Here is an 11,475-nt window from a genome sequence, read left to right as displayed (position 1 = left end):
CCGCGCGCCTGCGCCGGCCGACCCTGTGACCGGGGCACTCAGCCCGGGGACTTCGGGCCGCGCTCGAGTTGCAGTCGGCGCGTGAGGAAGTCGAGATCCTGATCGAGGGCGTCGCGGGTGGGTTCTCCCGGTTCGTCGACGAGATCGACGGTGAGTGCCGCGTGCGGCGTCGGCATCGGCGACTCCGGATTGGCCGCCGAGTCGGGCAACTCGATCGAGATGAATGCGTCGCCGAGTAGGCGTCGCAGGTTCTCGAATCGCGACGGTGGGGACATCCGGTCGCCCTCGAAACGTACCCCCATCACCTGTAGTCCCGCCGCACAGCGGGTGGCGACGGTGGCGAGGTCGGCGTCGGAGACGTCGATCGATCGAGCCCGGTGTGGCGTGATCGCGAACGGCAGCGACGGTTGGGCCAGCACCGGGGCGAGCAGTCGCTCGTCGGTGGCCATGCCGAGGGCGAAGCCGCCGGTGAAACACATCCCGATTGCCCCGACCCCGACGCCGCCGCAGCGCCGGTGCTCGTCGGCGGCGAGCGCGCGCAACCAGTCGACGATGGGCGAGGTCTTGCCGGTCGCGAGGACCGAGAACTCCCGGGAGATACACGCCTTGGCGATCGTCCCGACCATTTCCGCTGCGGCCCTGACGGTTCCGCGCGCGGTCGGAGAGGGATCCCGACCGTCGACGCCGTAGACCGACGGCATCACCGCGGTCGCACCGATGTCGACGACGCGCCGCGCGAAATCGGCCACCTCCGGGGAGATGCCCGGGATCTCGGCGATGATGATCACCGCCGGACCGGTGCCCTTGCGGTACACCCGCCGCGTCGTGCCGAGGTAGGTCTCGTCGGCTGCCGAGAAGTCGTCGAGCGAATCGTCGGTCATGCCGGCTCCAGGGTGCCGATGAGGACCCAGGAGAACGCCGAGGCGAACGGACGCGCACCACGCACGACGTCGGGGGAGTCGGCCGGGATGATCCGGGGCCGCACGAGATGGAAGTGCTTGCCGCGCCGGGTGATGTCGCAGCCACCGGCGGCGAGGACGTTACGCACCCAGTCGGTGTCGCGACCGTAGGCCAGCACGACGGCGAGGGTGTCGTCGCGGGCCCAGGCCAGCACCGGGGTGGCGTAGCGGCGACCGGAGTGTCGTCCCGTGTGCTCGACCATCGCCCATGGCGCGAGGTGCGGTGCCCATCGGCGCTGGATGGGGTTGGTGACGCGTTTGTTGATACGGGCCAGGGTGGCGGGCAGCTGCATGAGACCACTCTGCCGTATGGCGCGAGAACGCTGTGCCGTATGGCATGCGAACGCTGTGCCGTACGGCGGGCACGCGTGTGTCAGGTCAGCACGAACTCGGCCCGTTCGGTGGCCGCGCGCGCGGACTGGTCGCCGTCCGGATTGGCCACCCACACCAATCCGGCACCCACCGACAGTGGCGCCAGGAAATGGTCGACAATGCCGGTGGCGCTTGCCCATTCGAGAGTGGAGAGCACCCGGCCGCCGGGCCTGATCCCGGCGCCGGCGGCGGCCGCGTGCGCGGCGTCGAGCACCTCGGAGGTGGTGCGGCCGTCCAGGGCATCACCGGCATGGGCCGGTCCGGTGAACTGATCGCCGTGGATGCGTACCCGGGTGCCGTAGTCGGAGACGCCGGGCGGCAGGCCGGGCACCGGCATGGCGAACGGGTCGAGCGGTGCGACGATCAGGTCTTCGACATCGGGATGGGCATCGACGTGGTCTCGATCGGTGAATCCGACCGTGGCATCGCCGAACAGGTCTGCCTCGGCGCGGGTGTGCACCCGGGCGCCGGCCCACCAGCAGCCGAGCAGGATGCCCGCGGTCTGCCAGTGTTCGGGAAGGTCGACGATGACGGGATCGCCGGGCTCGAGCAGCACTTCGTCGACGAGGAGGTTCGCGGTCTTGGCCGCCCAGTTACCCAGGGTCGCCCAGCTGAGCTCGGTGCGCTCGCCGGTGGCGTCGTCGTAGAAGGTCAGCGCGGGACGCGAGTGGTCGTCGATGCCCCCGAAGACGGCGGCGGTGATGGTGGTGGCGGTCATCGGTTCATTGTCTCGTCGGGCTCGCCGACGAGATCGACGGGGTCGCCGCCGGTCCGGTCAGTTGACGCACATCGGGCCGTCGGTGCCCGCGGTGATCGCCGAACTCGGCGCGGGGGTCGCGGTGCCGCCGCCGGCACCGCCGGAGTCGCCACCCGTCGAGCCGCCGCCGATGTCCGACACCGAGCCGGGACCGCTGTAGGTGTTGGTGAGCACGGCCCGCAACTCGTGGTCCCCGAGGGTCGGATCGGCGGCGACGTTCAGTCCGCCGAGATCCTTGGCGAGCAGGCGGGCACCGGGATCGTCGGCGGTCTTCGCGAGGACCACCGAATCGCGCTCGTTGCCGGGATCGCTAAGGAGTTTGCCCGCCTGATAGCCCTTGGCGGTCAGGATGCCCGCGACGTTCTTGGCGAGTCCGTCCACCGTGCCGGCGTTGTTGACGTCGACGGTGTACTCGGGGCGTCCGGTGTTGCGGGAGGGATCGAGCAGGGAACTGGTGTAGGCCCGGACCTTTGCCGGGTCGACGGTGACGACGCTCTGCTGCCCGTCGTCGCTCCACCCGTGATCGTCGACGATGGGGATCGTCGCGAACTTGACCCGACCGCCGCTGAGATCCTTGAGTTGCTCGGCGAAGGTCAGGACGTCCCAGTCGTCGTCGATGACCACCGACCGCGACACCGCGGCCTGCAACTGGTTGAGCTTGGTCGGGTCGGTCAGGGTACCTGCCGACAGGATCTTCTGGGTCAGTGAGGCCATGTACGCCTGCTGACGGGTGATCCGGTCGAGGTCGCCGCGCGGGAGGTCGTGGCGCTGCCGGACGAAGCTCAATGCCTGTGGGCCGTTGAGGGTTTGGCGTCCGGCGGGGAAGTGCGCACCGGAGAACGGTTCGTTCACCGGGTTCTTGAGACACACGTCCACGCCGCCGACGGCGTTGGTGAGCAGCACGAAGCCGAGCAGGCCGACCTCCGCGTAGTGATCGACGTGGACGCCGGTGAGGTTGGCGACGGTGTCGATCAGTGCCTCACGGCCGGCCTGAGTGCCCTCCCGCTCGGCGTGTGCCTCGCTCTGCCCGGCCTCCACGGCCTTGCGCCGCACGCCTTCTCGGGTGGTGCCGTAGGCCGCGTTGATCTTGCTCATCCCGATTCCCGGGACCTCGACATAGGAGTCGCGGGGAATCGAGATCGCCGTGGCCGACGACCCGTCGTTGGGAACGCGGATCAGCAGGATGGTGTCGGTGTTGGTGGAGATGTCATCGCCCGAGCGCAGCCACCGTAATTCCTGGGCCGAGAGCGGGTTGCCCTTGGCGTCGGTGCGCGAGTCGGTACCGACCAGCAGGATGTCGGTGGCGCCGTCGTCGGCCCCGCCGAGTGCCAGGCCGCCGAGTCGGGTGATGTCGGACTCGAGGTTGTTGATGCTGCTCCAGGCGTACCCGGTGCACACCAGCACGATGACCGAGAGCACTGCGATCAACCCGCGAGCCGCCGCGCGTCCACCGCGCCAGCCCGACAGCACTCCGCCCCCGCGGGGAGGCGCCGGGGGAGGCCCGGGTGTCTGCGGTTCGACCAACGCGTCGGGTGCGGCAGCGGTGGTCGTCCTGGCGGACGGCTTGGGAGCGGGTCGGTCGGCACCGGTCGGGCGGGGCTTGCGTCGGACCGGTTTCTCGGGTGCGGGGTTCCCGGGTGCCGCAGCACCGGTCGCGCGCTGCGCGTTCGGCTTCGCCGCCTGCGCATTCGGTGTCGGCGCCGACCGGCCCTGTGCCGGGCGCTGTCCCGGCGGACGCCGACGACGCGGCCGTTCGGTGGGCTCGCGGTGGTCGCTGTCGATCGAATCGTTTGCGCGCGTGTGGATCTCGCCGGACGACCGTTGCCGGGTACCTCGTGCGAGATCCGGGTCGGCCGGGCGCCGTCGCCGCGTCCCATCGGCTCGCGGTGCGCGGTCGGAGTGCTCACCTCGCGGGGGACGGGGGCGTTCGGGCGCCGACTCGTCGGTCCGGGGGCGGCGCGCGCGGACCTCGTCGCCACGCGTGTGACCGGCCGGTCGCCTACGCGCACCATCGGGGCGGGAGTCCACGAGTGGGCAGTCCTTTGCGGTCGTGGCTGCCGTCGTGCGGGGCAGCAGTTGCCTGAGTGTCAGGCGTTTCTGATGTGGTTTACGTCCGCCAAGGCTACTGAAGGTGGTGGTGAACTCGGCGTCGCACACGCCGAGGGATCGCGGACGGTCGAACCTTCCCCGGACACCGATCGAGTGGTGATCGCCACACCCCCTGCCCATCCGGGTGTGCCGGAGTGGTTGCCGCCGCGCGACCGGGGCACACTGACCGCGTGCGCAGCGATTCCGGGAGCGATCCGCGGCCGGCCGAACCCCGCCCCGTCGGTACGGTGTGGTTACTCGGCGCGGCGGGACAACTCGGTACCGCACTGCGTGCCCAGGCCGATGCGGACATCGCCCTGGTGCCGCTCACCTCCGCCGACGCCGACCTCGCCGATCCCTCCGCCATTCGCTCCGCGCTCGCCGGGGTGCGTGCGGGCGACGTCATCCTCAACACCGCGGCCTACACCGCCGTCGATCAGGCCGAATCCGATCCCGAGAAGGCTGCAGCGGTCAACGCCGTCGCGCCCGGGATCCTCGCCGAGATCACCGAGGCCGCCTCGGCCTGGCTCATCCACGTCTCCACCGACTACGTGTTCGCCGGGACCGGCATACGTGAGCAACCCCTCGAGCCCGACGACACCGACCCCGAGACCACCCCGCCGAGCGTGTACGGCGCCACCAAGCGAGCCGGTGAACGGGCCGCACTCGCCGCCGACCCGTCGTCGACGATCGTGCGGACCGCGTGGGTCTACACCGGCGGACCCGACAGTCCCGACTTCGTCGGCACGATGCGTCGTCTCGAGAAGAGCCGCGACACGGTGTCCGTCGTCGATGATCAGGTCGGCTCACCCACGTATGCCCCCGACCTCGCCGCCGGACTCTGGGAGTTGGTACGTCACGGCCACCATGCACCGGTCGCCGGAGCGATTCTGCACGCCACCAACGCCGGCGCCGTCACCTGGTACGCGGTGGCGCGCGCGGTGTTCGCAGGTGTCGGCGCAGACCCGGACCGGGTCCGGCCGTGCACCACCGCCGAATTCCCGAGGCCCGCACCGCGGCCCGCCTACTCGGTGCTCTCACCGCGCTCCTGGCGCCGCGCCGGGCTCACCCCGTTGCGCGAGTGGTCGGCCGCCTTGGCCGATGCCCTCGACGTCGACGCCGCTCGAACCGGCACTGCGCAGGCGCGGTGACCTCGACCACAGCGGGCGCTGCACAGCCCGGACGAATGGGACGGACCCCGACGGTTGGCTACGCTGACCCGGTGACCTCGAAGCTGGCCGTGGTGACGGTGACCTATTGGTCGGGCGACCACCTGCAAACCTTCCTGCGCAGTCTGTCGCACGCCACCTCCTCCTCGCCGCGCGTGGTGATCGCCGACAACGGGTCCGGCGACGGCGCACCCGAAGCCGCCGAGCGCGAGCACGCCAACGTCACCCTGGTCCACAGCGGCGGCAATGTCGGGTACGGGGGCGGCATCAACCGAGCGGTCGCCGAACTCGACGACGACGTCGAATTCGTCATGATCGCCAACCCCGACGTCGAATGGTCACCGGGATCGATCGACGAGCTCGTCGCCGCGGCGGCGCGGTGGCCGCGGGCCGGCGCGCTCGGTCCCCTCATCCGTGAGCCCGACGGCTCGGTCTACCCGTCGGCACGGCGTGTCCCCGACCTCGTCTCGGGCACCGGGCACGCACTCCTCGGTGGCATCTGGAAGTCCAACCCGTGGACCGCGGCCTACCGCGCCGACGACGTCGAGCCCAGTGAACGTCCGGTCGGCTGGCTGTCCGGATCGTGTCTGCTGGTGCGCCGCACCGCTTTCGACGAGATCTCCGGATTCGACGAGCGCTACTTCATGTACATGGAAGACGTCGACCTCGGCGACCGCCTCGGCCGCGCCGGCTGGCTCAACGTCTACGTGCCCGGGGCCGAGGTCGTCCACACCAAGGGTCACAGCGCCGACAAACGTCCCGAGGCGATGCTGCCCGCCCACCATCGCAGTGCCTACCGCTTCCAGGCCGACCGTCATCCAGGGGTGTTGCAGGCGCCGCTGCGATGGGCATTACGGGCCGGGCTGGCGGTGCGGTCACGTCTGGCCGTACGCGCCGCAGCGCGCACCACGTCGTCCCACGATCATCCACATTCGGAGAGGAACACCCCGTGATGCAGTTCTCGGTGAACAACCCCGCGGTCAGCGCCGACGATGTCCCCGACATCGACATGTCCGATGTGCAGGCTGTCGTACTCGTCGGCGGCAAGGGCACACGCCTGCGTCCGCTGACCCTCTCGGCGCCCAAGCCGATGCTGCCGACGGCGGGACTGCCGTTCCTCACCCACCTGCTCTCGCGCATCCGCAAGGCCGGCATCCGCGACGTCGTGCTCGGGACGTCGTTCAAGGCCCACGTGTTCTCCGAGTACTACGGCGACGGCTCCAAACTCGACCTCAACATGCGTTACGTCACCGAAGAGGAGCCGCTGGGCACCGGTGGCGGTATCCGCAACGTGCTCCCCGAGCTGACCGCGTCGACGATCGTGGTGTTCAACGGTGACGTCCTCGGCGGCACCGACGTCCGTCACGTCGTGGCCACCCACCGCGAGTCCGACGCCGACGTCACCCTGCACCTCGTGCGGGTCTCCGACCCCCGCGCCTTCGGGTCCGTGCCCACCGACGAGACCGGCCGCGTCACCGCCTTCCTCGAGAAGACCCAGGACCCGCCGACCGACCAGATCAACGCGGGCACCTACGTCTTCCGTCGCTCGGTCATCGAGGACATCCCCGCAGGTCGCGAGGTGTCGGTCGAACGCGAGGTGTTTCCCGGCCTGCTCGCCGAAGGTCGGCACATCCACGCCTACGTCGACCACGCCTACTGGCGTGACATGGGCACCCCCGAGGACTTCGTGCGGGGCTCGGCCGACCTCGTCCGCGGCATCGCGCCCTCACCGGCCCTCGGTGACCGCCACGGCGAATCCCTCGTCCACGAGGGCGCGGGCGTCGCGCCCGGAGCGGTACTCATCGGCGGAACGGTCGTCGGCCGAGGCGCCGAGATCGGTCCCCGCGCCCGCCTCGACGGTGCCGTCGTCTTCGACGGAGCCGTCATCGAGGCCGGCGCGGTCGTCGAACGCAGCATCGTCGGCTTCGGTGCCCGCATCGGTCCGCGCGCCCTCATCCGCGACACCGTCATCGGCGACGGCGCCGAGGTCGGCGCCCGCTGCGAACTGTTGCGCGGCGCGCGGGTATGGCCCGGCGTCCAGATCCCCGATGGCGGTCTGCGCTTCTCGACCGACGTCTGAGAACCCGACGGGGCCCTCGCCGCGGTCATCTCATCGCGACTTCGCCGCTGTCACCTCATCGCGACTTCGCCGCTGTCACCTCATCGCGACTTCGCCGCTGTCACCTCATCGCGACTTCGCCGCTGTCACCTCATCGCGACTTCGCCGCGGCGAGCACCCCGGGGCCCAACGGGATCACCACCGGTAACAACCGATCGTCGTCGGCCACCAGCATCGCGGCCTCGCGGGCCGCGGCGGTCATCGGATCGGTGCGCGTCGGATCGGCGACCGCGCCCTGAGCTGCCGCGTCGTGGATGACCAGCATCCCGCCGGGCCGCAGCATCCGCACCGACTCGGTCACGAACCGCGGCATGTCCAGCCGCGGCCCGTCGATGAACACCAGGTCGTAGGAGCTGTCCGACAGTCGCGGCAACACATCACGCGGGGTGCCGTTGATCAGCCGCGTCCGACCCGGCGCGATATCTGCTCCGGCGAACGACGCCCGCGCGGCCTGATGATGTTCGAGCTCGGGATCGATCGTGGTCAGCACCCCGTCGGTAGCCATTCCGGCCAACAACCACAACCCGCTGACCCCGGTCCCGGTACCGATCTCGGCGACCGCATGCGCATCGACCGCCCGGGCGAGCACCGCGAGCAGTGCGCCGACCGACGGACTCACCGGAATCGCACCGAGTTCGATCCCGCGGGCACGGGCGGCGACGAGCGCATCGTCCTCCACGATCGCCGACTCGGCATAGTCGATCAGTGCCACTCGCGGGTCGCTCGGCTGGGTATCGGTCATGCTCGCAAGGTTAGACATGCCGGGCGCAAACAGCCGACGGCACGCCCGGATTGCCGCGTCGCACCTCGGGGTTTGCTTCCTCAGACAACACTCAGGGCCCTCATACGGCGACCACACCACGATGGGAGAGGGTGAGGGCATCGAATCGGATACAGGGGGAATATCACCACCCGGTGTCCGGTTCAGTATGGTGAATCCATCCGGCGTCACCGCGATGATGGTTTGTGAGAAGGGAACCGGCCACCCACGATGAGCGACCACGAGGCGTCCGCAGACATTGTCCCCGGCGGAACCGCGGGATTCGATGCCACCGGAAACGACATGCTCATGCCGTCATGGGATGAGCTGGTCCGCGAGCATGCCGATCGCGTTTACCGGCTCGCCTACCGGCTGTCCGGCAATCAGCACGACGCCGAGGACCTCACCCAGGAGACGTTCATCCGGGTCTTCCGGTCGCTGTCGAACTATCGTCCGGGAACGTTCGAGGGCTGGCTGCACCGCATCACCACCAACCTCTTTCTCGACATGGTCCGTCGGCGCAACAAGATCCGCATGGAGGCACTGCCCGAGGAATACGATCGCGTGCCCGCCGACACACCCGACCCGCAGCAGATCTTCGCCGATGCGAACCTCGACGGCGATCTGCAGGCAGCCCTGGACTCACTGAGTCCCGAGTTCCGCGCCGCTGTCGTCCTGTGTGACATCGAAGGACTGTCGTACGAGGAGATCGCAGCGACCCTCGGGGTCAAGCTCGGCACCGTACGCAGCCGCATCCACCGCGGACGTCAGACCATCCGCGATTTCCTCCTCGCCCGTGGCCACAGCGACCGCCGCTCGGTCGCGGTCGGTCACTGAGTACGGCCGGGCACTGACTACGGCATCGACGTCGACCACACCGAAGACCGCCGACGACCCTCATCGACGTGTCGTCCGCCGGGAACCCCACCGACCGCGCAATCGTTGGGTCTTTCGGTAGGCTGGGGCGTCGTCCCCGCCGAAAGCCGGGGTCACGACGGGGGAGAAGGGGTGATGAACACGATGACGGACGACCCACAACGACGGTCGGACGCGAGTTCGGCGACCGACCGGATCGAGCATCCGGACAATCTTCGCCGACGCCGCGCCTGGAATCCGGCGGCCTGGACACCCGCACGATCGTCCTTCACCCCGAACCGCCGGCCGAGTGCTCCACGAGACCGGCGATTCGCACCCACCGAGCATCTCGCGCCCGAGGCGGTCGCCGCCTACGTCGACGAAGAACTCGGTATGACCGCCCACATGCGCGCCACCCACCACCTGGCTCTGTGCCCCGAGTGTGTCGCGGCAGTCGAGGCCCAGACCGCGGCGCGGACCCGCTTGCGTTCCTCGGGCACCATGCCCATTCCGACCGGTTTGCTGGGTCAGCTCAGTCAGATCCCCACCCGCGAGTTCGACATGACCGATCATCGCGACCGGAATCGACCGGTCGACGGTGCCGAGCGTGGCGCCCTGCGCCGCACCCATCCCGGTCGCGTGCCCGGCGAGCCCACGCCCGTGCCAGGCCACGACTCGCCCGGCCACGACTCGAACCGAGGTCGCATGCAGCGTTGGCGGAGCCGCTGACACGTGGATCCCGACGCTTCCCAGCCCGACGCTTCTCAGCCCCAACCCCCTGCCTCCGCGACACCGCAAGCACAGCACCCGCAGGCCGCTGCCTCACCGGCGCCGGCCGCGGGTTCTAACGCGCCCGTCACGCCGTGGTCGGCGCCGACGGTGAACGAGGCCGGTGTCGCGCCCGGCAACGCCGCTGAGAGTGACGGGTCCGCTCGCGTTGTTCGGCACGCCCCGGTCTCCCCGGCGACGGCCCAGGTCTTCGGTCGCCCCTCCGGAGTGGCGGGCTCCTTCGCGCCCGGCGCGGTGGCACCCGAGCGTCCCGCACCCACCGTCGGTCCGCCGGATCCGGTTCTGGCCGAGGCCTTCGGACGCCCCGACGGCAGCGGCGAGACGCTGCAGCGTGACCCGCTGGCCACCTATGGCACTCCCGACGAACCCGTACCGCCTGCCGACCCGTGGCGCGATCCGGAGAGCCCGGCGACGCTGGCCCGGCCCGCGGTTGCCGAATCCGCTCCCGGGGTTCCCACCGCACCCGGACCGAAGCTGGGCATCCGTGAGGTGCTGTTCGGCCGTCGGATCGCGTGGCACGCGCTGGCCGCGCTGGCCGTGATCGCACTGCTGATCGGCGTCGTCGGAGGACTGATGGGCAGATTCACCGCGGAGGTTGCGGCCCCGCTCAACAGCAATACCGTCGAGCTGTCGACCCAGAGCGACGGCAACGGAGATGCGCCGCGGTCGTCGGTCGCGCGGGTGGCTCAGGCGGTGGAGAAGTCGGTGGTCGCCGTCGACGTGCGACTGTCCAACGGAGCGGCCACCGGGTCGGGCTTCGTCATCGATCGCAACGGCTACATCCTCACCAACAACCACGTCATCTCGCTGGCCGCGTCCGACCGGACGGCCAAACTCGAGGTCGTCTTCTCCGACCGCAACCGGGTGCCCGCCCGCATCGTCGGACGTGACCCCAAGACCGATGTGGCTGTGCTCAAGGTCGACAACGTCGACAACCTCACCGTCGCCCAACTCGGCGATTCCAACGACCTCCAGATCGGCGAGGAGGTCGTGGCGTTCGGGTCCCCGCTGGGCCTGGATCGCACCGTGACCAGCGGTATCGTCAGCGCCCTGCATCGTGCTGTGCCGCTGCGCCCCGACTCCGAGTCCGACACCGACGCCGTCATCGACGCCATCCAGACCGACGCGGCGATCAACCCCGGCAACTCCGGCGGTCCGCTCGTCGACGCCCAGGCCAAGGTGGTGGGTATCAACACCGCCGGACTCGTCCCGGGCGGCGGCTCGATCGGACTCGGGTTCGCCATCCCGATCGGTGAGGCGGTCCCCATCGCGCAGGCACTGATCCGCGACGGCAAGGTCAACCATCCGCAGATCGGCGTGAACGCCAGCGACGTCCGCAACGACAGGGTCCTCGGCGCCCAGGTCCGCAACGTGGTGGCCGGCGGTCCGGCCGCCCAGGCCGGGCTGCGGGAGAACGACGTGGTCGTCTCCTTCAACGGCCGCACCATCGAAAGTGCCGACGAATTGACCGTCGCCGTGCGCACCGCGAAGATCGGGGAGCCGGTCAAGTTCACCTACTGGCGCGACGGGCGTACCTTCGAGGGCACGATGACGCCCGCGAGTGACTGAGAACGTCCACCACCGGCGGACGCGCGAGAGCGGGGAAG

The 11,475-nt window shown here is 70.0% G+C and carries 11 protein-coding genes; 6 read left to right on the top strand and 5 right to left on the bottom strand.

The window, feature by feature from the left end:
• Positions 1–38: 38 nt before the first annotated feature.
• The 4 genes from QNM97_RS14875 to QNM97_RS14860 all read right to left on the bottom strand — a co-directional run bounded on the left by QNM97_RS14875 (position 39) and on the right by QNM97_RS14860 (position 4,116).
• A complete protein-coding gene (locus tag QNM97_RS14875) occupies positions 39–881 on the bottom strand; it encodes a dienelactone hydrolase family protein (RefSeq protein WP_283819180.1) in 843 nt (280 codons plus the stop codon).
• Positions 878–1,252, bottom strand: a complete 375-nt coding sequence (locus tag QNM97_RS14870; RefSeq protein WP_283819179.1) for a nitroreductase family deazaflavin-dependent oxidoreductase — start codon at positions 1,250–1,252, stop codon at positions 878–880. Before QNM97_RS14870 ends, QNM97_RS14875 begins: the two co-directional genes overlap by 4 nt.
• Before the next feature lie 80 nt (positions 1,253–1,332).
• Positions 1,333–2,049, bottom strand: a complete 717-nt coding sequence (locus QNM97_RS14865) for a TIGR03089 family protein (RefSeq protein WP_283819178.1) — start codon at positions 2,047–2,049, stop codon at positions 1,333–1,335.
• 57 nt (positions 2,050–2,106) lie between these two features.
• Positions 2,107–4,116, bottom strand: coding sequence for an LCP family glycopolymer transferase (locus tag QNM97_RS14860; protein ID WP_283819177.1), 2,010 nt, complete (start codon positions 4,114–4,116; stop codon positions 2,107–2,109).
• 251 nt (positions 4,117–4,367) lie between these two features.
• Between QNM97_RS14860 and rfbD the strand changes: the two genes are divergently transcribed.
• The 3 genes from rfbD (at position 4,368) to manB (ending at position 7,425) form a co-directional block, all read left to right on the top strand.
• A complete protein-coding gene (rfbD, locus tag QNM97_RS14855; protein WP_283819176.1) occupies positions 4,368–5,327 on the top strand; it encodes a dTDP-4-dehydrorhamnose reductase in 960 nt (319 codons plus the stop codon).
• Positions 5,328–5,398: 71 nt separating this feature from the next.
• Complete coding sequence (locus QNM97_RS14850) at positions 5,399–6,298, top strand: glycosyltransferase family 2 protein (RefSeq protein WP_283819175.1); 900 nt, start codon at positions 5,399–5,401, stop codon at positions 6,296–6,298.
• Positions 6,299–6,354: 56 nt separating this feature from the next.
• Positions 6,355–7,425 (top strand): mannose-1-phosphate guanylyltransferase, encoded by a 1,071-nt coding sequence (gene manB / locus QNM97_RS14845; protein WP_231387033.1) that lies wholly within the window; start codon positions 6,355–6,357, stop codon positions 7,423–7,425.
• A gap of 130 nt (positions 7,426–7,555) precedes the next feature.
• Here manB and QNM97_RS14840 read toward each other — a convergent pair whose 3' ends face one another.
• Positions 7,556–8,206: an O-methyltransferase gene (locus QNM97_RS14840; protein WP_208795721.1), complete on the bottom strand. Its 651-nt coding sequence runs from the start codon at positions 8,204–8,206 to the stop codon at positions 7,556–7,558.
• A 249-nt stretch (positions 8,207–8,455) separates the two neighbouring features.
• Between QNM97_RS14840 and sigE the strand changes: the two genes are divergently transcribed.
• The 3 genes from sigE to QNM97_RS14825 all read left to right on the top strand — a co-directional run bounded on the left by sigE (position 8,456) and on the right by QNM97_RS14825 (position 11,437).
• Positions 8,456–9,061, top strand: a complete 606-nt coding sequence (gene sigE, locus QNM97_RS14835) for an RNA polymerase sigma factor SigE (protein WP_283819174.1) — start codon at positions 8,456–8,458, stop codon at positions 9,059–9,061.
• Between the two features lie 174 nt (positions 9,062–9,235).
• Positions 9,236–9,808: a hypothetical protein gene (locus QNM97_RS14830; RefSeq protein ID WP_283819173.1), complete on the top strand. Its 573-nt coding sequence runs from the start codon at positions 9,236–9,238 to the stop codon at positions 9,806–9,808.
• A gap of 3 nt (positions 9,809–9,811) precedes the next feature.
• Positions 9,812–11,437, top strand: coding sequence for a S1C family serine protease (locus QNM97_RS14825; protein ID WP_502874899.1), 1,626 nt, complete (start codon positions 9,812–9,814; stop codon positions 11,435–11,437).
• Positions 11,438–11,475 lie beyond the last annotated feature (38 nt).

It is taken from the genome of Gordonia sp. L191, from assembly GCF_030077625.1.
GTDB lineage: Bacteria > Actinomycetota > Actinomycetes > Mycobacteriales > Mycobacteriaceae > Gordonia > Gordonia polyisoprenivorans_A.
This window is presented reverse-complemented; position numbering and strand designations above follow the sequence as displayed.